Origin of the sequence: Thioalkalivibrio sp. AKL6 (assembly GCF_000376905.1) — a bacterium.
Taxonomy (GTDB): domain Bacteria; phylum Pseudomonadota; class Gammaproteobacteria; order Ectothiorhodospirales; family Ectothiorhodospiraceae; genus Thioalkalivibrio; species Thioalkalivibrio versutus.
This window is the reverse complement of the sequence record NZ_AQXS01000011.1, coordinates 411091-436265: the sequence shown is the minus strand read 5'-3', so window position 1 is coordinate 436265 and position 25175 is coordinate 411091. Positions and strand designations below refer to the sequence as shown.

Here is a 25175-nt window from a genome sequence, read left to right as displayed (position 1 = left end):
GGTCTAGTCCGGCTCACCCCGTTCGCGGGGGATCTCCAGGGATGGCCGGTGCAGGTGATAGCCCTGCGCCATGTCCACGCCCAGTTCGGCCAGCATCGCGAGGGTCGGGCCGTCTTCCACGCACTCGGCGACGGTGCGTTTGTCGAGACCGCGGGCGACATCGACCATCGCGCGGATGAAGGCCTGGTTGTCGCGGTTGTTGGGCAGGTCGCGCACGAACATGCCGTCGATTTTGAGGATCTGCACGCCCAGGTACTTGAGATAGGCGAAGGTGGAGAAGCCGGAGCCGAAGTCGTCCAGGCACACCGTGCAGCCGGTCTGCTGCAGCGCCTCGATGAAGCGCTGGGCGTCCTGCATCTCGGACACCGCGGCGGTCTCGGTCAGCTCGATGATCAGCCGGCGGGGTTCGACCGCATGCTGTTCCAGCTGCTGGGCGATGTACTGCGGAAGGCTGGGTTCGTCGAAGCTGCGCCCGGAGATGTTGATCGCGATGCCGGCGATCGTCGGGTCGCCGGCCAGGCGGGCGATGCTCTCGCGGATCACCCAGCGGTCGATATCCAGGATCTGGCCGGTCTTCTCCGCGATCGGGATGAACTGGCCGGGCATGGCGATCTCGTCGGGTTTGGTCGGGTCGCGCATGCGCACCAGGGCCTCCAGGTGGTGCAGGTGGCCGTCATCGATGGCGTAGATCCCCTGGTAGTGCAGCTCCAGATGACCCAGTTCCAGGGCCGAGGCGATGCGCTGGCTCCAGGACATCCGCTCCAGCATGTGCTCGGCGGTGTTGCGGCTGCGGTCGAATACCGCCCAGGTGTTCTTGCCCAGGTCCTTGGCCTGGTACATCGCGGTGTCCGCGTGGGCCACCAGATCTTCGACGTTGTCACCGTGCTCGGGGTAATGGGCGATGCCGATGCTGGCGGTGAGCCGGTAGTTCTGGCCGCGGAAGCGGAACGGGATCGAGGCGATCGCGCGACCGACGCGTTCGGCCAGCTCGATCGGTTCCTGATCCGATTCGCGGTCGACCAGGATCGCGAACTCGTCGCCGCCCAGGCGGGCGAAGATGTCCTGGCTGCGCACCAGTGCCGCGATCTCGCCGGCGGCGCGTACCAGCACGGTGTCTCCGGCGCGGTGGCCGAAGGTGTCATTGATGGTCTTGAATTCGTCGAGATCGAAATACAGCAGGGCAAAGCGGCCGTTGCGGCGGCGTTCGCTGTGGATCATGTGTTCCAGGTGCTTCTGGAAGTGATGGCGGTTGTAGAGCCCGGTCAGGGCATCATGCTCGGCCAGATAGACCAGCTGCTGGGCGGTCTGGCGCTCGTGGGTCACGTCCTCGTACAGCCACAGGCGGCCGATGGTGCGCTCGTCGGTATCGTGCACCGGGTAGGAGACCTGAGTCAGGATGCGCCCGTCGTACAGGTCGACCTCGAAGCGTTCGCTGATCTCGTGGGTGTCCAGCACGTGCAGCACATGGCGCGAGGCGTGGTCCGGCCGGGCGAAGCGGTGGGTGGAGTGCTCCAGCACCTCGCGTGAGGCCCGTCCCACCAATTCCAGTTGGTTGTCGATGGCCCACATCCGGCGGAAGGCCGGGTTCACGTATTCCACTCGCCCTTCGCGGTCCTCGAACAGGATGCCGATGCTCATCGCGGAGAGCAGGGCGGCCATGCGCCCCTGTTCGCGCTGGGTCAGTTCCAGCAGGCGGGATTGTTCGTCGCGCGAGGTCTCCAGCTCGGCCAGGGCCTGCAGCAGCGCCTCTTCGTTGCGCTTGCGCTGGGTGATGTCGTGCGAGATCGCCACATACCGGGCCGTCTCGCCGCGGGGTGCGACCAGCTGCAGGGAGATTTCGACCGGCACATCGAAGCCGTCGCGATGCCGGTGGCTGGTATCGAAGCGGAGCTGGTCGCGTATGCCCCGGCGCAGCGGCTCGATCAGCTGACGAAAGCGGCCTTCCGGGAAGTCCGGCTTGATATCAAAGGGGTGCAGGGTCAGCAGTTCCTCGCGCGGGATGCCGGTCTGGTCCACCGCCCCCTGGTTCACGTAGATGAAGCGCAGGGTCTCGACATCGAACAGGAAGACCGCGTCCAGGGTCAGATCGAGGGTGGACCGAAAGGCCTCCAGTTCGTCGGTCTTGGCGCGCAGGCTCTCGCTGGTGGTGACCAGTTCGTCGGCATCGATCACGTGGCCCTGGATGTACCGAAGCCGGCCCCGGTCGTCGTAGGTGCCGGCCCCACGCTCGAAGACCCAGCATACGCCCCCATCCTGCCGCATCATGCGCCACTGGATCTGAAACTGACCGGAGCGCTGAAGGCCCTCCGAGACCTCGCGCCATACCCGTTCGCGATCATCCGGATGGACCAGGTCGCCGAACGTCATGCCGCCCTCGACAAAATCCCCGCGCCGGTATCCGGTGAATTCCTCGAGTGCGCCCTCGGCATTGATCACGTCCCAGGTCGGGTTGTTGCGGCAGCGATAGACGAAGCCGTTGAGGGTGTCGAGGATGCGCAGCAGGTCGTTGCCCTGCTGGGTGCCCAGGGTGCGGGTCAGGCTCATCAATGCGATGCCGGCGAGGAGGGCCGTGAACATGCGCAACAGCTGTACCGGCAGCCCGGTCGCCTCGAGGAAGTCGCCATAGGTTGGCAGCCAGCCGGGAAGCCCCGGATCGACGATCCCCGGGAACGGGGTCAGCAGGGCATAGCCGAGGAAGGCCAGTGCGAGGGTGGCTACGGCCGGATAGTGGCGGCCATGATCGCCGGGTTGCGGGGCGCGCAGGGCGGGGCGCCGCAGCAGGAACCAGAAGGCCAGGCCGACGAGCAGTGCGCCGGGGACGCCGACCAGGTAGCGCCCGCCATTGGCGAGGCCGCGGCCCGGATCCTCCGCCATCCCGATGACGAGCAGCAGCCCGGCAACGATGACCGGGTACAGCCACAGGGCATCCAGGCGGATGCGCGTATGGCTGGCGATCAGGGCGCGCCGTCCGAACTCCAGCAGCGGCACATAGGAGAGCAGTTGCCAGGTGGCGTTGAGCCACAGGTCCCGGGCGGGCGGATAGTGCAGGCCTGCGGCCTGCAGGAATTCGTAGGTGCCATGGACCAGACCGAACAGGGCCAGGAGCCAGAAATGCCGGGCAAATGGCAGCGTGCCATCGCCCCGCGGCAGGATCAGGGCGACCACACCCAGCGAGAAGAACGCCAGGCCGTAGACCAGGTAGAGGATGGTGAAAGCGGCGGGCGAGGGGTCCATCAGCGGCCGACTCGCGAGTCGGGGCGTGGGTCGCCGGAGGCGATGCGGCGAGACGGCCGGGATGAGTGGTCAGGCACGCACATTCCTTTCGGCCACGTTCGGCAAGAGTGAGGCCGGTTTACGGAATTGAGGGTCTAGCTTGCGGGGTGGTGCGGCGGGGATGCAAGTCGCAGCGGGGGAGTGCTGCGGGAGGCCAGCGTCCGGCCCGGATACCCGGGCCGGACAGAGGTGTCAGGATCAGGCCCCGACGTACTCGTCACACCAGCCAGAGGCGTTCACCTGAACACCCTGGAAGTCGGCGTGGAAGCACTGGCCCCATTCGGCGTCGCCGCCGCCCCAGAAGGCGCAGTTCTTGCACTTCTCGCCTTCCGAGTAGTCCTCGTGACCGGCAGCGTCTGCTGCATTGTTCACGTAGTCGTGGCGGTGGCCGTCCTCGGCCTTAGGGTTGTCGGCCTTGGCCGTGGACATCCCAGCCAGACTGATCACCGGGATGGCCGCCACGGCCGCGGATGCCTGACGCAGGAACTTTCGACGGTTTGCATTCGGTTGGTCGGACATGAGGTCCTCCGTTTGCTTCTGAGTGGATGGGTCTTCTTGTTGCTTGGAACAGCGAACTTCGCCCTTTCCGGGTTGGGCGGGTTCACCCCCTTCGAGGTCTTCGGCCGCCGAGGGTTCCCCTGAATTTTTCAGGGATCAGGAAAACCCTTCCGGGGTCGAGCTTCGGCTGAGAGATGCAACTGCGGGGAGGAAAATTCCATTCCGGGCCACGCGTTCCGTGAGCGCGTGATGAAGATCACGCCATGCTGGTCTACCATTAGCGTCTGCTTATTCATGTCGATCAGGAGGTGTGCGATGCAGCACAAGAAGACGATGTCGATGTTGGCCCTGGGTGCATTGGTGCTGGTGCCGTTCGCGCAGGCCAGCGCGGTCGAGCGCGGCATGGAGCCCAGCGTGGCCCTGCTGGGCGGGGTGGTTTCTCCGGACCTCTCCGATGCCAGTTCCGATGCGGCCTATGGGGTCGAGATCGGTGCCAACTGCCAGTTGTTTCAGCCGGCCACCGGGGTGCTGCGTCATCACTTCAGCGTGAGCCGCTACAGCGACGACCCACTGAAGATGACCAGCGCCGAGATCAACAGCCACTGGATGTTCGAGCCGAACGAACGTCTGTCGCTGGGCTTCGGTCCGGGCATTGGTTACGTGCGGGCCGAACTGGACGACGAGACGAACGGCCTGTGGGCGGCCCAGGTGGGCGGCAGCCTGAAGTACCAGCTGGATCGCCAGTGGTTCCTGGGGCTGGAGGCGCGCTACCAGTTCACCGAGAACGACCGTTTCGACGGCCGCCGCGCGGATGCCGACAACATGCGCGTGATGGGCAAGGTCGGGATGCAGTTCTGATCCGTTCGCCGAGGCGACAGGCAGGCATCCAGGGATACACCGATCAGGGTTTCCCTGGGGCTTGCCGTCCCCCGGGTGCCGGGGGACGATAGGGCAACGCTGACACGCGAATGGGTTGCCCATGGCCGAAGTTTCCGACCCCCAGTCCCCCCGTGCGGATCGCGATGTCCCGGCATGGCACAGCCAGAACGCGGATGCCGCGTTCGAACACTGGGGGACCTCGCGCGAGGGGCTGACGGCAGAACAGGCCGAGGAGCGCCTGGCGCACTACGGCCCCAATCAGTTGCGTCCGCCCGAACGGGCGGGTGTTCTCCGGCGCTTCCTGCGCCATTTCCACAATGTCCTGATCTACATCCTGCTGGTAGCCGCGCTGGGGACGGCGCTGCTGGGTCACTGGGTGGATACCGGTGTGATCCTGGCCGTGGTCCTGATCAACACGCTGATCGGGTTCGTCCAGGAGGGCAAGGCGGAGAAGGCCCTGGACGCCATCCGCCGCATGCTCTCCCCGCGCGCGCTGGTGGCGCGCGGCGGCGAGCGGCGCGAGATCCCCGCGGAGCAGCTGGTCCCGGGGGACATCGTGTACCTGCAGGCCGGGGACCGGGTACCCGCGGACCTGCGCCTGTTCGAGACCAAGAATCTGCGCCTGGAAGAGGCCGTGCTGACGGGTGAGTCGGTGGCGGTGGAGAAGGACGCCGCCGCGGTAGAGCCGGAGGCGGACCTGGGGGATCGCCGCGGGATGGCCTTCTCCGGCACGCTGGTCGCCTTTGGCCGCGGTATGGGCGTAGTGGTGGCGTCCGGTGAGCATACCGAGATCGGGCGTATCTCCACCATGCTCGGCGAAGTCGAGGGGCTGGAGACGCCGCTGGTGCGCCAGATGGAGCAGTTCGGCCACTGGCTGGCCGCGGTGATCGTGGTGCTTGCGCTGGCCACCTTTGCCTTCGGCTACTGGGTGCGCAGCTATCCGCTGGACGAGATGTTTCTGGCTGCGGCCAGCCTGGCGGTGTCCACCATCCCCGAGGGATTGCCAGCGATCATGACCATTGCCCTGGCCATCGGGGTGCAGAAGATGGCGCGGTGCAATGCCATTATCCGCCGCCTGCCGGCGGTGGAGACCCTGGGTTCGGTCTCCACGATCTGTTCCGACAAGACCGGCACGCTCACGCGCAACGAGATGACCGCCCAGACGCTGCGTACGGCCACCCGCGAGATCCTCGTCAGTGGCGTGGGTTACGCGCCGCAGGGTCAGTTCTCCGAGGACGAGCGGGACATCGACCCGGATGACGACCCGCTCTTGAGCGAGGTGCTGCGCGCGGGTCTGTTGTGCAACGACGCCCGGCTTTACGAGAAGGATGGCGACTGGGTGATGGAGGGTGACCCGACCGAGGGCGCGCTGATTACCCTGGCGCGCAAGGCTGGGCTCGACCTGCACCTGGAGGGCGAACGGTTGCCGCGCACCGATGTGATCCCCTTCGAGTCGGATCATCGCTACATGGCCACCCTGCACCACGACCACGAGGGGCATGCGTGGATCTTCCTGAAGGGCGCGCCCGAGCGCGTACTGGAGCTTTGCAGCGAGCAGCAGGTGGATGGCGAGACCCGCGAGGCGCTGGATCCGGATCACTGGCACGCGGCGATGGAGGCGGTGGCGGCCCGCGGCCAGCGCCTGCTGGCGGTCGCGGTGCGCGAGGCCGAAGCGGACGGTGGCGAGCTGCGCTTTGACGATGTCGAGGCCGGTGGCTTCACCCTGCTGGCGCTGGTGGGCATTATCGACCCGCCGCGCGAGGAGGCCATCCGCGCGGTGGCTGACTGTCGCGCGGCGGGGATCGACGTGAAGATGATCACCGGGGACCACCTGGCCACTGCGCGGGCGATCGGCGAGCAGCTGGGCCTGGGGCGGGAGGCCGAGGCACGCGCCGGTCACGAGCTGGATGCGCTGGACGATGCCGCGCTGGCGGAGATCGCGGAGCGCACGGATGTCTTCGCGCGGACCTCGCCGGAGCACAAGCTGCGTCTGGTGAAGGCGCTGCAGACGGGCGGACGGATCGTCGCCATGACCGGCGATGGGGTAAACGACGCCCCGGCGCTGAAGCGCGCGGATGTGGGCGTGGCCATGGGCGGGAAGGGTACCGAAGCGGCCAAGGAGGCCTCGGAGATGGTGCTGGCGGACGACAACTTCGCGTCCATCGCCCACGCAGTCGAGGAGGGCCGCACGGTCTACGACAACATCCGCAAGGCCATCCTGCACATGCTGCCGACCAACGCCGGGCAGTCGCTGACCATCATGATGGCCATCCTGATGGGCCTGGCGCTGCCACTGACCCCGGTGCAGGTGCTGTGGGTCAACATGGTGACGTCGGTGACGCTGGCGATGGCGCTGGCCTTCGAGCGCGCCGAGCCGGGGGTGATGCAGCGCCCGCCCCGCGCGCCGAATGCCCCGTTGCTGTCCGGCTTCCTGCTGTGGCGCATCCCGTTCGTTGCCTTGCTGCTGTGGGTCGGCACCTTCGGTCACTTTGTCTACATGGAGAGTCTTGCCGGGGTCGCCGACGAAGTCGCGCGCACGGTGGCGATCAACACTCTGGTGGCCGGGCAGGCGTTTTACCTGCTGAATCTGCGGCTGATCCACCAGCCGGTGCTACCGGGCGGGGAGCTGTTCCGCTCGCGCGCGATGTGGCTGGCGATCGGGGTGCTGGTGGTGCTGCAGCTGGCGTTTACCTATGTCCCGCTGATGCACACGCTGTTCGGGACCACCGCCATCGGTGCGGACGACTGGGCGCGCATCCTGGCATTCGGGCTGGCGGTGTTCGTGATCGTGGAGCTGGAGAAGCTAGTGGTGCGTCAAGTGATCGCGCGCCGGCGTGGGGTGGCACCGCAGGCCGTGTGACAGGTGCCCCATGCTTTTCCGAGTCCATGCAGCCGTCGGTCGTTCTACCGACAGCCCACCAGGGCATCGCCGGAAAGCAGGGCCGTGGCGTTGGCGGCGTCCACCGGTGGGGAATAGTAGTAGCCCTGGGCCAGGGTGCAGCCGAGGGCGCGCAGCGTCGCGGCGTGGGTATGGCTTTCGACGCCCTCGGCCACGGCCTCCAGACCCAGGTTGCGGGCCATGTGGATTACGGTCTGAACCAGGCGCTGGCTGTATTCGTCGTGGTCCAGCCCGGAGACGAAGCTGCGATCGATCTTGAGGATGTCCAGTGGTAGCCGGTGCAGGTAGCTGAGTGACGAGTAGCCGGTGCCGAAGTCGTCCATTGCCAGGCTGATGCCCAGGGCCTTGAGCCGGTGCAGGGTCTCGATTAGTTCGTCGAGATTGCCGAGCGTCGCGGTCTCGGTGATCTCCAGGCGCACCTGGGAGGCCGACACCCCGGTGCCGGCAAGAATCGTCTGCACCTCGTCGACCAGTCCCGGGCGCGTGAGCTGCCGGGCGGAGAGGTTGGTGCTGATGGTCAGCGGCATCTCGGGGTGGTCGATCCCCCATTGCACCAGCTGACAGCAGGCCGTGTAGAGCACCTGCATGTCGATCAGGTGGATTTGCCCGGTGTCCTCGGCGATGGGGATGAAGTCGTCCGGCGCGACCAGCGCGCCGTTGCGCTGCCAGCGCACCAGGCCCTCGAAGCCGGTGATGCAGTCCTCGCCGAGTGACACGATGGGCTGGAAGTGGACGATGAAGTCGCCGCGCTCCACCGCATGGCGCAGGTCGGTCTCGAGGGCCAGACTTTGCAGCGCCTGGGTCTGCATGCCGGGGTCGCAGAACTCGCAGCGGGCCTTGCCCAGTGACTTCGCGCGGTACATCGCCATGTCTGCCTCGCGCATCAGGTCGTCCGGCGTGGCCGGGCGCGCGGGGTCGTCCGCCGCGTTGGTCTCGCGGGCGGGGCAGCTCTGGCCGTAGGGGCGGGTGGCAATGCCGATGCTGACGGTGACGTAGATATCCTGCCCGGCGATGGTGAACGGCTCGTGCAGCACGGCCTGCAGACGTTCGGCCACGCGCAGGGCGTCCACCGGCTCGTGCAGGCCCTCCAGCAGGATGGTGAATTCATCGCCGCCCAGGCGCGCGAGGGTGTCGTCCGGGCGGTTGGCCTCGTCCCCCTTGGGCCGCGAGACGGTGTCGTTCTGGCGCAGGGCGTTCAGCAGGCGCCGCCCGACCCGCACCAGCAGTTCGTCGCCGGCCGGGTGCCCGAGGCTGTCGTTGACGACCTTGAAACGGTCGATATCCACGAACAGCACGGCGAACAGGTTGAAGGGTTCGCGGGTGGCCCGGGCAATGGCATGGGCCAGGCGGTCGTGGAACAGGCGGCGGTTGGGGAGCCCGGTCAGCTGGTCATGGGAGGCGTTGTGGAGCAGGTGTTCTGCGTGGCGGTTGCGCTCGATCACGCGGCCCAGTTGCACGCCGATCTGCCACATCAGCCACAGCAGGTCGGGGTCGGTGGTGGTGGGCTCTGTGGCAAAGAACTCGAGGACGCAGGCGACCTCCTGGCCGACCATGACCGGGAACGCGAATCCGGACCGCAGGCCGCTGGCGGCGGCCTGCGGTGCCCGCGGAAAATTGTCGTCCGCGGCCAGGTCTTCGATCCATGCCGGTTCGCCGTGCGCCAGTACCCGGCCGGGTAGCCCGTGGCCACTGGCAAAGGGCATGTTGTCGGTGTTCTCGCGGAACTCGGTGAATGGCTCGGAGGCGGCGAGGTGCCAGATGCCGGTGGGGTTCAGCTCTCTGTAGTCGCTGTTTTCGTCGTGTCGGGTCAGATAGGCATGCCCCACCGGCCAGTCGAGGTACTGCCCGATGGCCGCGAGGGCCGAGCGCAGAACATGCGCGATGGAGTCCGACTGGTTGGCCGTCGAGGCAATGGTGTTGAGCAGCTCGATCTGTTTCTGCTTGGCGTAGACGTCCTGCAGCCGGGTCTCGGCCAGGGTCTCGGCGCGGCGCCTTGCCTGGCGTTCCTGCTCGACCAGGCCTTGCAGACGGGCTTGTTCGCTAACCGCCGCGAAGTCGTTGGCGCGTCGATTCACGCGCACCCCCGGTGCTCGTTGTGACACGCGCGCTGTTTGGCGTCATGCATGGGCCCCTCCCGGCCGTCCTTGTTTTACTGCATTCCCTGCCATGCGGTGACCGCGCAGCGTCTCATTCGAATGACGCCGGTACAGGCCGACTCATTCCGTGTGCATTGTATCGGGGCTGCGCGGCGGTGTGCGTATGGCTCGGCGTCGGGTTAGCCGTCGGGGTGGGTCACCCAGGGTTCGCCCATGGCCTCTTCCCAGTCGGCCTGGGTGGGGTGGTTGCGGTCGTAGCGTGTCCAGGCCTCGAAGATCTCGTCCGGCCAGTGCGACTGCAGCCAGGCGATGATCGCCTCGACATCCGCCTCCGAGAGCGTGTCTTCGAAGCTGGGCATGGCGCCGCCACGCGCCTCGGCGCCAAAACGGATCATGTCCTTCAGTTGCCAGTACGGGTGGTGCCAGGTATGGGCGCTGCCATCCAGCGGCGGCGGGGGCAGGGTGCCGTCGGGGTTGCGCTGGCGCCAGTCCTCGGCGCCCTCGCGCTGCGCCCCGTGGCAGGCGACGCAGTGCTGCTGGTAGAGGCGCTCACCGCGCTGGAGGACCTCCGGATCGGTGGTGCGCTCCAGGTGGTCGGGGGTCCCGGACGCGCCGCCGAACCCGTCGCAACCGGTCAGGCTGGCGGATGCGAGGATCAGCGCCGCGCTGCCGATCCAGGGGGTGAGCGATGGGTGTCGCCGCATCAGTCCTGAACGTCCGGCTCGCCCGCATTCCCGGCCGGTTCGTCGTCGCCGCGGAAGGCGTCACGCACCGAGCCCCAGGCCTTGCGCGAGCCGTCGCGCACGCCGCCCCAGGCGTCCTTTGCCCCGTCGCGAATACCGCCCCAGGCGCCGGAGGAGCGCTCGCGCATCTCGCTCGACCATTCGGCCAGGCGGTCACGTTCCTCTACCAGTCCGTCGTAGGCGCGTTCGCGGCGCTCGCGAGTCGCGTCGCTCAGGTCATCCCAGCCCTCGCGGAGGTTGTCGCCCAGGCGGCCGAGTTCGCGGTCCATCGCGTCCAGGGTCTCGCGGGTGCGCGAGCGGGTGGCCTCACCGGCCTCGGTGCTTTCTTCCTGGATCTCCTCGCGGGTCTCGGCCCAGGATTCGCGCAGTTCTTCCATCTCGCTGGCGGTGGTGTCGTCCTCTGCGGCGGGCGCATGCTCGTCGGAGTGGAGCGGGCTTGCGGCCAGCAACAGGGCGCAAAGGCTCGTCATCAGGATGTGGCGCAGCTTGAACAGTTTCATGGTGTCTTCCTCCCGGTCCGCGCAGGGCGGCGGACTGATCTGGTCTTTCTGCCATGGTAGGACGTTTGGTGGTCCGGTATGTTCGAGCGCAAGGAAATTTTTGCGAGAGGAACCACGGGATGCGATGGGGATGGCGGGTTGCATGGGGGTGTCTGACGGTACTGCTGGCGGGCTGTGCCACGTCCGCTTCGGCCCCGAAAGCGGGCACTGCGCCGGACGGCTGGGAGTCGGCGCCTACCGCCTTCGAGGCGCAGGCGGTGCCTTCGCAGGCGCCCACGGTGATGCCCGGTGCCGCGGTGATGGCGTGGCTGGCGGCCAGCCCCTGGCATTCTGGACTGGCGGTTGACTACGCCGGGCTGGAGATCGACCAGCCGCGTCCGGAGCGCGCCGAGGTCCGCCTGACCGGGTTGCGCGACGATGCCGTCAGCGCCTACGAATTCCGCCTGGAGCTGGACGAGGTCGAGGCGGGCTGGGTGGTGCAGTCAGTGGAGCGCCGTGCCATATGCCGCCGTGGCCTTGGCGACAGCGGCCTTTGCCTGTAAAGGCTTCGTGGAGGATTCGCCCTTGACCTGGTCCTTCTCGATGCGCTCCGGAGGCTTTGTGCTGAATCCAGGGCAGCCTCTGCTTCAGCGGCGGCGGGCCAGGGTCAGGCCGTCGCCGATGGGGGCCAGCGAGAGGTCGATGCGCTCGTCGGGATGCAGGGCGTCGTTGAAGGCGCGGATCGCGCGGGTGTCGTCGCGCTGGTCGTCCGGGTCGGCGACGGTACCGTGCCACAGGGTGTTGTCGATCAGGATCAGGCCGCCGGGGCGTACCAGGCGCAGGCAGTGTTCGAAATAGTCGGGGTAGCCGGTCTTGTCGGCATCGATGAAGGCCAGATCGAAGCGACCGGTCTCGCCGGCGGCCTCCAGCGCCTGCAGCGTGTTGCGCGCCTCGCCCAGCTCGAGCCGGATGCGTCCGGCGACCCCGGCGCGCTCCCAGTAGCGCCGGGCCGTGGCGGTCCAGTCCGCGCTCTTGTCCAGGGTGACGACCTCGCCGTCCTCTGGCAGGACGAGGGCGATGGCCAGCGCGCTGTAGCCGGTGAAGGTGCCGATCTCCAGATAGCGCTGTGCGCCCATGAGCTTCGCCAGCAGCGCCATGAACTGTCCCTGCTCCGGGGCGATCTGCATGTTCGCCTCCGGCAGGCCGGCCGTTTCGGCGCGCAGCTGCGCCAGTACCTCGGACTCGCGCAGCGAGTGCTCCAGGAGGTAGCGGTACAGCGGTTCATCGAGTCCGATGGAACGATTGGACATTCACGCGCTCCGCGGCTGTGGGTGAGGGATCAGGCGGTCCAGCCACCGGCGCAGGACCGGTGTGGCCAGGACGATCAGGATGACCAGGGTGCTCCACTCGAGCCAGGCGGGCAGCAACTCGCCGGTGGCGCCCATCTGGGTGGCGACGTCGACCCCGGTGCGGGCCAGTCCGGCGTCCAGGGCGAACCCCAGCGCGATGGTGGTGGCCGCGATTCCGGCCAGGTAGAGCACTAGCGCCGGGGTGCCGAGTTCGCGGCGGAACACGCCCAGCGTCGCCAGGCTGGTGATCGGCGCGGCCAGCAGGAACACCAGCACGGTGCCGGGCGAAACGCCGGCCGCGATCAGACCCACGGCGATGGGTGTGGCGGCGGTCGCGCAGAGGTACATCGGGATGCCGATGACGGCCATCACCAGCATCGCCGGCAGGCCCGAGCCCCAGGCGGCCAGAGTGGCCGGCGGGACCAGGGCGAGCAGGGCGCCGGCGACCAGCAGGCCGATCACCAGCCACAGGCGGATATCGTCGAGGACGTCGTGGAAGGCGTAGTGCAGTCCGCTGCGGAGCCGTGCGGAGAGGCGTTTTGGGGCTTCGGGCGTGGCGCAGTCCGTGTCGTTCGCGCAACATCCGCCGCAGGTGTCGGGTTCGGCCCCGGTCGCCTCCGGGTGGTCCGTCGCGGCGCGCGTGCGCCCCACCAGTAAACCTGTCGTGATGGCCGTGACGATGGCGCCAAGGGCGCGGGCCACGGCCATTACCGGGCCCAGCAGGGCGTAGCTGATGGCCAGCGAGTCCACGCCAACACCCGGCGTTCCGATCAGGAAGGCGGTGGTGGGCCCGCGTCCGGCACCGCCGCGATGCAGGGCCAGGGCGGTGGGGATGGCCCCGCAGGAACAAAGCGGCAACGGGGCCCCGACGACGGCGGCGCGCGCCGTGGCCGCCAGGCCGGCGCCGCCGAGCCAGCGTTGCAGGGCGGCCTCCGGGATCAGGGCCTTGACCGCGCCGGCGGCCAGCAGACCCAGCAACAACCAGGGCGCCGCGGTGAGCGCGACGCTTAGTGTTTCGTTGAGGATGTCGGCGATCATGCCTCGATCTTCCGTTGCGCACGGGGCGCCTGCAAGAAGCCCGCCCGCCGGGTGGCGGATCAGCGGCGGCGTTGCGTGTCAGCCGCGCTGGCGCGAGATGCGCAGGACGTCGGACAGCCGCCGCAGGCCGCGCATGATCTGGGCCAGGTGCTGGCGGTCACGTACGGTCAGCAGGAAGGTCATCGCGGTGGAGTGGCCGTCCTGCTCGTTGAACGAGATGTGCTCGATGTTGGAGCCGTGATCCGCGATGACCGCGGCCATGTCGGCCAGCGCCCCGCGGCGGTTGGCGGTGCGGGTGCGTACGGCGGCGGTGAATTGCAGCTGGGGCTCATGCGACCACTCCAGCGCGATGGTGCGGTCGGACCGGTCGCGGCTCTCGTGCAGGACGTTGCGGCAGTTCTCGCGGTGGACCACCAGGCCGCGCCCGGCGCTCAACTGGCCAATGATCGGGTCGCCCGGGATCGGGTGGCAGCAACGGGCGTAATTCAGCACCAGCCCTTCGGTGCCGTTGACCGCGAGCGTGGTCGTAGTGGCGGGCTCTGTGGCGGTCGGGTCGGGGCTTTCCTTGCCGACCATCTGGCGGGCCACCAGCGAGGCCATGCGATTGCCCAGGCCGATATCGATCAACAGCGCGTCCAGGTCTTCCAGCTGCATCGCGTCCAGCATCTGGTCCAGGCGGGCCGGCGAGATGCGGGGCAGGCTGGTATCCATGGATTCCAGCGCCTTTTCCAGCATGCGCTCGCCGAGGGTGCGGGCCTCCTCGGACTGCATGGACTTGAGGCAGTGGCGGATGCCGGTGCGCGCCTTGCCGGTGACCACGAAGGACAGCCAGGCCGGGTTGGGGCGGGCGCCGGGCGAGGTGACGATCTCCACCGTCTGGCCGCTTTGCAGGCGTACCGACAGCGGGGCGAGCTGGCGATCGATCTTGGCGGCCACGCAGCGGTTGCCGACGTCCGAGTGCACGGCGTAGGCGAAGTCGATCGGGGTGGCGTCGCGCGGGAGCACGAGGATGTCGCCCTCGGGGGTGAAGGTGTAGACCTCGTCGGGGAACAGGTCGACCTTGACGTTCTCCAGGAACTCGATGGAGTTGCCGACGCTGTTCTGGATCTCGAGGACATCCTTCAGCCATTCACGTGCCCGGCTCTGGGCCGTGCGACTGGATTCGCTGCCGGCCTTGTACTGCCAGTGTGCGGCGATCCCGCTCTCGGCCACGCGATCCATCTCGGTGGAGCGGACTTGCACCTCGATCGGGGCGCCCTGCGGGCCGAACAGGATGGTGTGCAGCGACTGGTAGCCGTTGGACTTGGGGATCGCGATGTAGTCCTTGAAGCGTCCCGGCACCGGCTTGTAGAGGTTGTGCACCACGCCGAGGGAGCGGTAGCAGGTGTCCACGTCGTCGACGATGATGCGGATGGCAAAGACGTCGAACACGTCTTCGAACGAGTGGTGCTTGTCGCGCATCTTGCGGTAGATGCTGTACAGGCTCTTCTCGCGCCCGGAGATGCGCCCGATGATCCCGGAAGCCTCCATGCGCGAGCAGATCGCCTGTTCGATGTTCTTCATCGGCTCGCGGCGGTTGCCGCCGGCCCGGTGTACTGCGCGTTCCAGTACCGCGGCGCGCCAGGGGTGCTTGGCCGAGAAACCGAGTTCCTCCAGCTCGCGGCGCATGGCATTCATGCCCAGGCGCTGTGCGATCGGGGCATAGATCTCGAGGGTTTCCTTGGCGATGCGGCGGCGCTTGTCCGGGCGCATCACACCGAGGGTGCGCATGTTGTGCAGGCGGTCGGCCAGCTTGATCAGAATCACCCGGATGTCGCGGGTGATCGCCAGCATCATCTTGCGGAAGTTTTCCGCCTGCGCCTCGGCCTTCGACTGGAACTGCAGGTGCGTCAGCTTGGACACGCCGTCCACCAGCTCTGCGACCTCCTCGCCGAACTCGGCGCGGATACGGTCCTTGCTGGTGGCGGTGTCCTCCATCACGTCATGCAGGATGGCGGCGCTGATCGCCTGGTGGTCCATCCGCATCTCGGCCATGGTGCGAGCCACGGCGAGCGGGTGATAGATGTAGGGCTCCCCGGTCTTGCGGGTCTGGCCCTCGTGCGATTCCGCGCCCAGGAGATAGGCGCGATAGACCTCCTCGACCTCTTCCGGCTCGAGGTAGGACTCGAGCTCGGAACATAAATCGCTGATCAGGAATCGGGTCGAGTCGCCCGGTACCGAGGAGGGGGCCCCGGGCGAAGCTGGCTGCCCAGCGGCCATTCAGAAAATCTCCTAGCGCTCGTCGGCTTCCAGCTGTTCCAGATGACGGATGGTGCTGAAGTCCAGCATCTGGTTCTGGGGCCGTTCGTCGTGTTCGTCGAACACCTCGATACCGACCACGCCGGCGGCGATTTCGCGCAGGGCGATGACCGTGGGCTTGTCGTTGTCCTCGGGTACGCGGGCTTCCTTCCCGTGGGCAATGTGGCGGGCCCGGCGGGCAGCCATCAGCACCAGCTGGAAACGGTTTTCGACATTTTCGAGGCAGTCCTCGACGGTGACGCGTGCCATCGGATACTCCGGTCAGTAAATTCTTGAAACTTGCATGTTACGCCGACCCATGCGCGCCCGCCAACAGATTCCCGATCGTGGATGCGGATCGGATCTCCTGTTCCACGGTGCGCAGGCGGTTGGCGCGGAAGATACAGGCCAGATCGCGCACGGCCTGGTCGAAGTCGGCATTGACCACGGTGTAGTCGTACTCGCGGAAATGCGTGCAGTCGGATTCGGCATCCCGCAGACGGCGCTGGATCACGTCTTCCTCGTCCTGCCCGCGGCCGCGCAGGCGGCGTTCCAGCTCGTCGCGCGAGGGCGGCAGGATGAAGATGGAATGCGCATCCGGCACGGCGGCGCGCACCTGGCGCGCACCCTGCCAGTCGATCTCCAGGATCACGTCCACGCCGGCGTCCAGGCGTTCGTCGACACTGGCGAGCGCGGTGCCGTAGAAGTTGTCGAACACCTTGGCGTGTTCCAGCAGCTGGCCGTCCTCGATCATCCCGAGGAAGGTCTCGGCGCTGACGAAGTGGTAGTGCTGTCCGTCGACCTCGCTGGCGCGCGGCGTCCGTGTGGTATGCGAAACCGAGACCTCCACCGCCGTCACCGATTCAAGCAGGGCGGCGACCAGGCTGGTCTTGCCGGCACCCGAGGGCGCGGAAACGATATAGAGGGTGCCGCGAACGGCCGGGGTATTGGCGGTCATGGACGTGTCCGCAGGGCCTGAACGTGATCGGGATCTGGCCGCTTCCGGATGGGCCGCTTGAATCGGGCCACAGGCCGGAAGACCAGGGTCAAGAAGAAGGTTGGTCGGAGTGAAAGGATTCGAACCTTCGACCCCTGCCTCCCGAAGGCAGTGCTCTACCAAGCTGAGCTACACTCCGAACCGAGCCCGCTATTATGCCGAGCCTCCCGGGGCGTGTCCATGCCCCGGGCGCTGAAAATCCTATCGGTAACGGTCGACCCGCCATGCGGCGTGGGTCGCGCCGCGTCAGTGGTCGCGCCCGACGGCGAAACGGGCGAGATCGATCAGGGCCTGACGATGGGGCGAATCGGGCAACGTGGAGATTGCCTCGATCGCGGCGTCGGTTTCGGCCTCGGCGCGAGAGCGGGTGTAGGCCAGGCCGTCGGTTCCGTGTACGGCCTGCAGCACGGCGTCGACCTGATCGCGGCCGCCTTCTTCGATCGCCCGGCGCACGACGGCCTGCTGATCGAGGGAGCCCACGCGCAGCGCATGGATTAGCGGCAGCGTGGGCTTGCCCTCGGCGAGGTCGTCGCCCATGCGCTTGCCGGTCACCTCGTCATCGGAGGAGTAGTCCAGGACGTCGTCGATCAGCTGGAAGGCGGTGCCCAGGTGCATGCCGTAGCGGGCCAGCGCCTGCTCGTCGTGTTCCGGGCGTTCGCCCAGGATGGCGCCCAGCTGGCAGGCGGCCTCGAACAGCTTGGCGGTCTTCGACTGGATCACGTGCATGTAGCGCTGCTCGTCGACGTCGGCGTCGTGGCAGTTCATCAGCTGCATTACCTCGCCCTCGGCGATCACGTTGGTCGCGTGGGAGAGGATCTCCATGACCCGCATGGATCCGACTTCGACCATCATCTCGAACGCGCGCGAGTAGAGGAAGTCGCCGACCAGGACGGCGGCCTCGTTGCCGAAGATGTGGTTGGCGGTCTCGTTGCCGCGGCGCAGTTCGGAGGCATCCACCACATCGTCGTGCAGCAGGGTCGCGGTATGGATGAACTCCACCACCGCCGCCAGGGTCACCGGATCCTGGCCCTGCACATGGCAGGCCCGCGCTGACAGGGTGGCCAGCAGCGGTCGCAGGCGCTTGCCGCCCGAATGGATGATGTAGTGTCCGAGCTGGTTGATCAGCACCACCGGCGAGCTAAGGCGCTCGCGGATGCACTGGTCGACGGCCTGCATGTCGTCGGCCGCCAGTTCTCGGATTGCTTCAATGGGCATGGGGGTAGGCAAGCAGGCTCATGTGAGGTGGTCGTGAGGGGCGAAGGCATGCTAGGGAAACGCTGCCTAATGTACAAGTTCGGGCGCGCGTCGGAGCGGTTTGCGGGCAGGGTGGGCCAAGGGCTGTTGCCGCGCGCCCCGGATCGAAAAAACGGGGTGTCCGCGTGTACCCGTCCAAGAGCGTTCCCGCGGCCTGGCCGCTTCCGGCATTGACCCGAGCGAGAAGCGCTGCTAGCATTTCCGCCCTTTCGCGAGACCAGCTCCCAGTCAGCTGGTCCACACAAGGTATCGCAACGGAGTCCCAGGGAAATGTACGCGATCATCGCAACAGGTGGTAAACAGTACCGCGTCGCCGAAGGCGACGTGATTCGCATCGAGAAGCTCGAGGCCGAGGCCGGTTCCGAGGTCGAGTTCGACCAGGTGCTGATGGTCGGTGCGGGTGACGATGTCCGCGTCGGGGCCCCGCTGGTGGACGGTGGCAAGGTCACCGCCAAGGTCGAAGACCATGGCCGCGCCAAGAAGATCCACATCATGAAATTCCGGCGGCGCAAGCACTCCCAGAAGCAGATGGGACACCGCCAGCATTACACCACCGTGCGCATCACCGGCATCGCCGGCTGATCGCCGCAGGCATTCAGGAGAGCTGAACCATGGCACATAAAAAGGCAGGCGGCAGTACCCGCAACGGGCGCGATTCCGAGAGCAAACGCCTGGGCGTGAAGCGCTTTGGCGGTCAGGTCGTGCGCGCCGGCAACATCCTCGTTCGTCAGCGCGGGACGCAGTATCATCCCGGCGAGGGCGTGGGTTGTGGCAAGGACCATACGCTGTTCGCCAAGGTTGACGGCCAGGTCGTCTTCAAGGTGGGCGGTCCGCACAACCGTCGTTTCGTGAGCATCCAGCCGCAGCAGTAAGCCGGCCGGACAGCGAAGCGTTCGCGAAAAGCCCCGTTCGACGGGGCTTTTTTTGTTCTGTACTTCGGGAAGCAAGCAATGAAGTTCATCGACGAGGCCACCATTACCGTAAAGGCCGGCGACGGCGGGAATGGCTGTGTCAGCTTCCGCCGCGAGAAATACATCCCCTTTGGCGGGCCCGACGGGGGTGACGGCGGAGATGGCGGCTCCGTATGGCTGGTGGGCGACGAAGGCCTTAACACCCTGGCCGATTTTCGCTACCAGCGCCGGTTTGATGCCGAGCGTGGCGAGAACGGCAAGGGGCGCAATCGTACGGGGTCTTCCGGCGAGGATCTGGAGATCGCAGTGCCGATCGGCACTCAGGTGCGCGATGCCGAGACCGACGAGATCCTGGGTGATGTGACCCACGAGGGTCAGCGTCTGCTGGTCGCTCAGGGTGGTTTCCACGGGCTCGGCAATACCCGGTACAAGTCCTCCACCAACCAGGCGCCCCGTCAGAGCAAGCCGGGCACCCCGGGCGACCTGCGCAAGCTGTCGCTGGAGCTGATGGTGCTGGCCGACGTCGGTTTGCTGGGCCTGCCGAATGCCGGCAAGTCCACGCTGCTGGCGCGGGCCTCGGCCGCGCGCCCGAAGATCGCCGACTACCCGTTCACCACCCTGATCCCGCAACTGGGCGTGGTGCGCATCGGGGTCAACCAGAGCTTCGTGATCGCCGACATCCCCGGGTTGATCGAAGGCGCGGCCGAGGGAGCGGGTCTGGGTACACGTTTCCTCAAGCATCTGGCCCGCACCCGCTTGCTGCTGCACGTGGTGGACGTGTCCCCGCCGGACCCGGAGGCCGATCCGCTGGTGGACCTGCGCACCGCGATCACCGAACTGGAACACCACAGCGACAAGCTGGCGGCCCTCCCGCGCTGGATTGTGCTGAACAAGAAGGAACTGCTGGATGCCGAGGAGCTTGCGGCGCTGGGCGAGCGCGTGCGTGCGGACCAGGGCGAGGCGCATCCGGTGTTTACCATCTCCGCGGCGACCGGCGAGGGCGTGGACGCCCTGCTGCAGGCGGTGATGCGCCATGTCGAGGAGGCCGCGCAGGCGGCGGCCGAGGCCGATCGGCGGGGTGCGATGGGGACGCCGGAGGACAAGCCGGAGGACCCCGCGTGACAGCGTCTGCCACACGGGCGCTCCCCGCCATTCGCCGGGTCGTCGTCAAGATTGGCAGCGCGCTGATCACCGCCGATGGTGCCGGGCTGGACCGCCCGGCGCTGGAGTCCTGGGCGCACCAGATCGCGGCGCTGCGCCGGCGCGGGCTGGAGGTGATCCTGGTCTCCAGTGGGGCGGTGGCCGAAGGCATGCGCCGGCTGGGCATGACCGAGCGCCCGCACCAGTTGCACCACGTGCAGGCTGCCGCCGCGGTCGGGCAGATGGGCCTGGTTCAGGCCTACGAGCGCGAATTCGCCAGCCACGATCTGCATGCGGCGCAGGTCCTGCTGACCCACGATGACCTGGCCGACCGCTCGCGCTACCTGAATGCCCGCAGCACCATGCTGGCCCTGCTCGAGATGGGGACGATCCCGGTAGTCAACGAGAACGACACCGTGGCCTACGAGGAGATCCGGCTCGGCGACAACGATACCCTGGCCGCGCTGGTGGCCAACCTGGTGGTGGCCGACCTGCTGCTGATCCTGACCGACCAGGATGGCCTGTTCGATCGCGATCCGCGCAAGCATGCGGATGCCCGCTTGATCCAGGAGGGCCGGGCCTCGGATACCGGGCTTCACCGCTATGTGGCAGCCGATTTCGGTCGCCTGGGCCGGGGTGGCATGGCCACCAAGCTGCTGGCTGCCGAACGCGCGGCACGTTCCGGCACGCATACCGTGATTGCCTCCGGGCGCGAGGCGCAGGTGATGGGGCGGGTACTGAAGGGCGAAGCACTGGGCACCTGGCTAAAGCCGGACCGCGAACCGCTGGCGGCGCGCAAGCGCTGGCTGGCGGACCAGCTGCACTCGCGCGGGCAGTTGCAGCTGGACGCCGGGGCCGCACGCGTGCTGCGCGAATCGGGCAGCAGCCTGCTACCGGTGGGTGTGGTCAGCGTCGAAGGGGATTTTCGCCGCGGCGAGGTTGTGACCTGCGTGGATCCGGACGGGATCGCCGTGGCGCGGGGGCTCACGAACTACGCGGCCAGCGAGATTCAGCGTATCCGCGGCCAGCGTGCCGATCGCATCGAGGCCGAGCTCGGCTACCTGCTCGAGCCGGAGCTGATCCATCGGGACAATCTCGTCCTGCTCTCCTGACCGACGCTGGATGCTGCTGTCCTGCGCGGGCCTGTGGAACGACAGTTGTAGGAGCGTGCTTGCACGCGAAGCCCCTGCCCGCGTCCGACTCTGGCAGGGGCTTCGCGTGCAAGCACGCTCCTACGGGATTTGGGGTGTGCTGACCAGGTATCCGGGTTCCCGGCGGTGGGGGCGGGCACGTTGGTGGGGGTGTGCGTGACGCAGGCCATCCCGGCTCTCCGCCGCGCTGCGGCCGGGATGGCCTTGCAGGTGCTGACCCCAGGCTACCCACTTCCTTCTTACCCCTTCGCGCGCTTCCCGTCTTCCTGTTACACGCGATTGTCTGTGTGCCGTCGGTGGTTAAAGGCCGGGAGACCGCGCTTCAGTTTTCGCCGTGTGTGGCGGTGACTTCCAGGTCCAGGCGCCCGCGCGCCAGACGTGCATGCACGCGTTCGCCGCTGGCGGTCTGATCCGCGGCGCGCAGGACTTCGCCCTCTGTGGTCTGCAGGATCGCGTAGCCGCGTTCCAGCACCGCCTCCGGGCCCAGTGAACGCAGCTGGCGCGCGGTGGCGTCCAGCTGCCGCTGGCGGGCGACGAGGGCCTGGTGGGTGGCCGTTTGCAGTTGGCGTTGCAGGCGGGCGAGGGCCTCGCGCCGCTGCAGGATGTCGTGGTCCGGGCGTACCCGCACCAGGCGCTGGCGCAGGTGATCCAGGCGCATGCGGGCGGATGCCAGGCGGGTGCCGGGCGAGGCGCCGGCCAGACGCAACCGGGCGTGTTGCAACCGCACCCGGGCGCGTTCCTCGATGCGCGACCAGGCGCGCTGCAGGCGTTCGCGCTGGTCGTCCAGGCGTTGGGCATCGCGTTCCAGCATTTGCCGCGGGTGGCGGCGTTCCAGGCGCGTATGCAGGGCGGTCAGCGTCTTCTGGTGGCGCGCCACGCGCTGGCCCAGCAGCCCGCTCAGGCGTTCGCGGGCCCGCGCTAGCTGGTGGCGCAGGGTCGCGGCATCCGGGCTGACGGCCTCCGCCGCGGCGGTGGGCGTGGAGGCGCGCAGGTCGGCGACGAAATCGGCGATGGTGGTGTCGGTCTCGTGCCCCACGCCGCTGACCACCGGGATCGGGCAGGCGGCGATGGCGCGCGCGACGCTCTCCTCGTTAAAGGCCTGCAGGTCCTCCAGGGAGCCGCCGCCGCGGGCGAGGATGAGCACGTCGACCCGGCCCTCGGCCGCGGCCTGTTCCAGGGCCGCGACAATCTGGCCGGCGGCCTGGGCACCCTGCACCGCGGTGGGGTAAAGCGTGACCGGTAGCAACAGCGGGAAGCGCCGCGCCAGGGTGCGCTCGATGTCGTGGCGCACATCGCCCTGGGTGGAGGTGATCACGCCCAGGCGGTGGGTCCAGGCGGGCAGTGGCTGCTTGCGCTCGGCGTCGAACAGCCCCTCGGCGGCGAGCTTTTCCTTCAGGCGCTGGAAGGCGGCCAGCAGGCGGCCCTCGCCGGCCGGTTGCAGGGCCTCGACGATCAGCTGGAACTGCCCGCGGGCGCCGTAGATCCCGGCACGTCCCTGGATCTGTACGGCGTCGCCGTCGGCAAAGCGGGCGGCCTGGCGGGAGCGTCCGCGGAACAGCACGCAGCTCACCGAGGCGTTCTCGTCCTTCAGCGAAAAGTACTGGTGCCCGGATGCGTATTGACGCAGGTTCGATACCTCGCCCTCCACGCGCACGAGGCCGAGCCCGTCACGCAGCAGGCCGTCGGCACACTGATTGAGCTCGGTTACGGAAAAGACGGGGGCGTCGCTCATGGGGGGCTCGATGGTTACAGACGGGTGAAGACGCGCTGGAAGACATCGGTGCCGCGCCCGACGGGGTCGACCCGCAGGCGGGCCTCTTCTTCCGCGAGGGCGTGGAACAGGCCGTCCATGGTGTGGTCCAGCACATGCTCGGCCAGGTCCAGGCGGACGTTTGCCAGAAACGGGATGTCGCGCATCCGCGACTCCAGCTCGCGGTGGGTCGTCATGGCCTCCACGGCGTCCAGGCTGTGCTCGATCGCGGGACGCATGGCCTCAGTCAGGCGCGGCCGCATCTGTGTTTCCAGATGGCGGGTGGCGGCATCCTCGGGCCCCAGCAGGATGCCGCGGGCATCGTCGAGATCGAGCGCGAAGATCGCCCGGATGAAGGGTTCCCGGGCCTGCCATACCGCATCCTCGGCCGCGCGGTTCATGCGCTCCTCCAGGGTGTCCAGCGGCGCGGCCATGCCGAGCCGGCCCAGCGATCGCCGTGTGGTGGCGAGCACCTCGGGCAGGGGGATGCGCACGTCCGGGTTGCCGTAGAAGCCGTTGCGCCGGCTGAGGGTCTCGGAGGCGGCGTGGGTCGCGATGACCAGGGCCTCGTGCACCGCCTCGATCAGCTCGGCGGTCGACAACCCGGCGAATTCCGGTGGCCGGGTGATCAGCGAGCGGAACATGTCCTGACCGAAGCGCCACCAGTCGGCGCGAGCGCTGGACGCAGTGGCCAGGCCGAGGCCGGGGGCCAGCAACAGGGCCAGCGCGGTGCGTCGGGTGATGCGGGCCGTAGGCGCGCGCTCGGACATGGGTCTCGCCTGGCAGGGGGCTCGGGATGGATTCGCATCCTATCAGGGTGCTGTCCGGGCGTCTGCGCACGGCCCTTGCTTGTGTGTCTGTGCTTGTCCCGGAAGGGCCCGAATTCTATACTGAACGGCTATTTATCCGCCCCCGGGGTTTTCTCCCTTGCGTCCCGGCGGGCCTGGCCTGGAGTGGTGCATGCGGATACTCGGTGAAGCCCTTACCTTTGATGATGTACTGCTGATCCCGGGGCATTCGAATGTCGTTCCGCGTGATGTCGACCTGAGTACCCGGATTACCCGCGAGATCACGCTGTCCGCCCCGGTGGTGTCGGCCGCGATGGACACGGTCACCGAGGCCAATCTGGCGATCGCGATGGCCCAGGAGGGCGGGCTCGGGATTGTGCACAAGAACATGTCGGCGGAGGCCCAGGCCGCCGAGGTCCGGCAGGTCAAGAAATACGAAAGCGGCGTGATCAGCGAGCCGATCACCATCGGGCCGGATGCGAGCATCGGCGACGTGGTTGCGCTGACCGACGCCAATCACATCTCCGGCGTTCCGATCGTTTCCGGCAACGACCTGATGGGCATCGTGACTTCCCGCGATCTGCGCTTCGAGACCCGCATGAACGCCCCGGTCTCGGAGATCATGACCCCGCGCGAGCGCCTGGTTACCGTGCCCGAGGGTGCCGACCGCGAGCTGGTGCTGGAGCTGCTGCACAAGCACCGCATCGAGAAGGTGCTGGTGGTCAACGACGACTTCCAGCTGCGCGGGATGATCACGGTCAAGGATATCCAGAAGTCCACCGAGCACCCGAATGCATCCAAGGACGAGCGGGGCCGTCTGCGCGTGGGTGCCGCGGTGGGTGTGGGTGAGGGCACCGATGAGCGCGTGGCCGCGCTGGTCGAGGCCGGGGTGGACGTGCTGGTGGTGGATACCGCGCACGGGCATTCCCAGGGCGTGCTGGATCGCGTCGCCTGGGTCAAGAAGCACTACCCGGACGTGCAGGTGATCGGTGGCAACATCGCCACCGCCGATGCTGCCAAGGCGCTGGTCGCGGCCGGGGCTGACGGCGTGAAGGTCGGAATCGGGCCGGGCTCGATCTGCACCACCCGCATCGTGGCCGGCGTGGGCGTGCCGCAGATCACGGCGATCTCCGATGTGTCCGAGGCGCTGAAGGGCACGGGTGTGCCGATGATCGCCGACGGGGGCGTGCGCTTTTCCGGGGACCTGGCCAAGGCGATCGCCGCGGGCGCCGATTGCGTGATGCTGGGCTCGATGTTCGCCGGGACCGAAGAGGCCCCGGGCGAGGTCGAGTTGTACCAGGGCCGCTCCTACAAGATCTATCGTGGCATGGGTTCGCTGGGCGCCATGCAGCAAGGGTCCTCCGATCGCTACTTCCAGGATCCGAACAGCTCGGCCGACAAGTTTGTGCCCGAGGGGATCGAGGGCCGGGTGCCGTACAAGGGCTCGATCGTCGCCATCATCTACCAGCTGATGGGCGGGCTGCGCTCGTCCATGGGCTATGTCGGCGCACACAACATCGAAGAGATGCGGACCAAGCCGCATTTCGTCCGCGTGACCGCCGCCGGCATGCGCGAGAGCCATGTGCACGACGTGGCGATCACCAAGGAAGCCCCGAACTACCGCATGGACTGACCCGGCCACGATGGCCGGGT

21 protein-coding genes and 1 tRNA gene are annotated in these 25175 nt (G+C 67.7%); 8 read left to right on the top strand and 14 right to left on the bottom strand.

Going from position 1 to position 25175, the window contains the following annotated elements:
- Positions 1-3 precede the first annotated feature (3 nt).
- Both D575_RS0112800 and D575_RS0112795 read right to left on the bottom strand, forming a co-directional pair.
- Entirely contained in the window at positions 4-3234 is a 3231-nt protein-coding gene (locus tag D575_RS0112800) for an EAL domain-containing protein (protein WP_018146316.1), read from the bottom strand.
- A 237-nt stretch (positions 3235-3471) separates the two neighbouring features.
- On the bottom strand, positions 3472-3792 hold the full coding sequence (locus D575_RS0112795; protein WP_018146315.1) for a high-potential iron-sulfur protein: 321 nt from the start codon (positions 3790-3792) through the stop codon (positions 3472-3474).
- A gap of 294 nt (positions 3793-4086) precedes the next feature.
- Here D575_RS0112795 and D575_RS0112790 point away from each other — a divergent pair, with 294 nt between their 5' ends.
- Both D575_RS0112790 and D575_RS0112785 read left to right on the top strand, forming a co-directional pair.
- Complete coding sequence (locus D575_RS0112790) at positions 4087-4629, top strand: outer membrane beta-barrel protein (protein ID WP_018146314.1); 543 nt, start codon at positions 4087-4089, stop codon at positions 4627-4629.
- Between the two features lie 121 nt (positions 4630-4750).
- Positions 4751-7510: a cation-transporting P-type ATPase gene (locus tag D575_RS0112785; RefSeq protein ID WP_018146313.1), complete on the top strand. Its 2760-nt coding sequence runs from the start codon at positions 4751-4753 to the stop codon at positions 7508-7510.
- A gap of 44 nt (positions 7511-7554) precedes the next feature.
- Here the strand turns inward: D575_RS0112785 and D575_RS0112780 are convergent, their stop codons facing one another.
- The 3 genes from D575_RS0112780 to D575_RS0112770 form a co-directional block, all read right to left on the bottom strand.
- Positions 7555-9630 (bottom strand): bifunctional diguanylate cyclase/phosphodiesterase, encoded by a 2076-nt coding sequence (locus D575_RS0112780; RefSeq protein ID WP_018146312.1) that lies wholly within the window; start codon positions 9628-9630, stop codon positions 7555-7557.
- A 194-nt stretch (positions 9631-9824) separates the two neighbouring features.
- Positions 9825-10349, bottom strand: coding sequence for a cytochrome c (locus D575_RS0112775; RefSeq protein WP_018146311.1), 525 nt, complete (start codon positions 10347-10349; stop codon positions 9825-9827).
- The gene (locus D575_RS0112770; RefSeq protein WP_018146310.1) at positions 10349-10888 is read right to left on the bottom strand and encodes a hypothetical protein; all 540 of its coding nucleotides are present in this window, start codon (positions 10886-10888) and stop codon (positions 10349-10351) included. Before D575_RS0112770 ends, D575_RS0112775 begins: the two co-directional genes overlap by 1 nt.
- Positions 10889-11169: 281 nt before the next feature.
- Here D575_RS0112770 and D575_RS0112765 point away from each other — a divergent pair, with 281 nt between their 5' ends.
- Complete coding sequence (locus tag D575_RS0112765; RefSeq protein ID WP_018146309.1) at positions 11170-11430, top strand: hypothetical protein; 261 nt, start codon at positions 11170-11172, stop codon at positions 11428-11430.
- Between the two features lie 84 nt (positions 11431-11514).
- Here D575_RS0112765 and D575_RS0112760 read toward each other — a convergent pair whose 3' ends face one another.
- From D575_RS0112760 to ispB, 7 genes are all read right to left on the bottom strand, one after another.
- Positions 11515-12177: a class I SAM-dependent methyltransferase gene (locus D575_RS0112760; RefSeq protein ID WP_018146308.1), complete on the bottom strand. Its 663-nt coding sequence runs from the start codon at positions 12175-12177 to the stop codon at positions 11515-11517.
- Positions 12178-13254: an SO_0444 family Cu/Zn efflux transporter gene (locus D575_RS0112755; protein WP_018146307.1), complete on the bottom strand. Its 1077-nt coding sequence runs from the start codon at positions 13252-13254 to the stop codon at positions 12178-12180.
- 78 nt (positions 13255-13332) lie between these two features.
- Positions 13333-15513 (bottom strand): bifunctional GTP diphosphokinase/guanosine-3',5'-bis pyrophosphate 3'-pyrophosphohydrolase, encoded by a 2181-nt coding sequence (gene spoT / locus D575_RS0112750; protein WP_018146306.1) that lies wholly within the window; start codon positions 15511-15513, stop codon positions 13333-13335.
- 12 nt (positions 15514-15525) lie between these two features.
- Positions 15526-15801, bottom strand: coding sequence for a DNA-directed RNA polymerase subunit omega (gene rpoZ, locus D575_RS0112745; RefSeq protein WP_018146305.1), 276 nt, complete (start codon positions 15799-15801; stop codon positions 15526-15528).
- 37 nt (positions 15802-15838) lie between these two features.
- Positions 15839-16489, bottom strand: a complete 651-nt coding sequence (gmk, locus tag D575_RS0112740) for a guanylate kinase (RefSeq protein WP_018146304.1) — start codon at positions 16487-16489, stop codon at positions 15839-15841.
- A 101-nt stretch (positions 16490-16590) separates the two neighbouring features.
- Positions 16591-16667, bottom strand: a tRNA-Pro gene (locus D575_RS0112735).
- Between the two features lie 107 nt (positions 16668-16774).
- Positions 16775-17743 (bottom strand): octaprenyl diphosphate synthase, encoded by a 969-nt coding sequence (gene ispB / locus D575_RS0112730; RefSeq protein ID WP_018146303.1) that lies wholly within the window; start codon positions 17741-17743, stop codon positions 16775-16777.
- A 309-nt stretch (positions 17744-18052) separates the two neighbouring features.
- Between ispB and rplU the strand changes: the two genes are divergently transcribed.
- The 4 genes from rplU to proB all read left to right on the top strand — a co-directional run bounded on the left by rplU (position 18053) and on the right by proB (position 20945).
- Positions 18053-18364 carry a 50S ribosomal protein L21 gene (gene rplU / locus D575_RS0112725; RefSeq protein WP_018146302.1) on the top strand — a complete coding sequence of 104 codons (312 nt, stop codon included), beginning with the start codon at positions 18053-18055 and terminating at the stop codon, positions 18362-18364.
- Between the two features lie 29 nt (positions 18365-18393).
- Positions 18394-18654 carry a 50S ribosomal protein L27 gene (gene rpmA / locus D575_RS0112720; RefSeq protein WP_017941884.1) on the top strand — a complete coding sequence of 87 codons (261 nt, stop codon included), beginning with the start codon at positions 18394-18396 and terminating at the stop codon, positions 18652-18654.
- Between the two features lie 78 nt (positions 18655-18732).
- The gene (gene cgtA / locus D575_RS0112715; protein WP_018146301.1) at positions 18733-19815 is read left to right on the top strand and encodes an Obg family GTPase CgtA; all 1083 of its coding nucleotides are present in this window, start codon (positions 18733-18735) and stop codon (positions 19813-19815) included.
- On the top strand, positions 19812-20945 hold the full coding sequence (gene proB / locus D575_RS0112710) for a glutamate 5-kinase (RefSeq protein WP_018146300.1): 1134 nt from the start codon (positions 19812-19814) through the stop codon (positions 20943-20945). Before cgtA ends, proB begins: the two co-directional genes overlap by 4 nt.
- 361 nt (positions 20946-21306) lie before the next feature.
- Here proB and xseA read toward each other — a convergent pair whose 3' ends face one another.
- Entirely contained in the window at positions 21307-22716 is a 1410-nt protein-coding gene (xseA, locus tag D575_RS0112705; protein ID WP_018146299.1) for an exodeoxyribonuclease VII large subunit, read from the bottom strand.
- A gap of 14 nt (positions 22717-22730) precedes the next feature.
- Positions 22731-23504 (bottom strand): DUF4197 domain-containing protein, encoded by a 774-nt coding sequence (locus D575_RS0112700; RefSeq protein ID WP_018146298.1) that lies wholly within the window; start codon positions 23502-23504, stop codon positions 22731-22733.
- Between the two features lie 190 nt (positions 23505-23694).
- On the opposite strand from D575_RS0112700, the gene guaB reads away from it, so the two are divergent.
- The gene (guaB, locus tag D575_RS0112695) at positions 23695-25155 is read left to right on the top strand and encodes an IMP dehydrogenase (protein WP_018146297.1); all 1461 of its coding nucleotides are present in this window, start codon (positions 23695-23697) and stop codon (positions 25153-25155) included.
- Positions 25156-25175 lie beyond the last annotated feature (20 nt).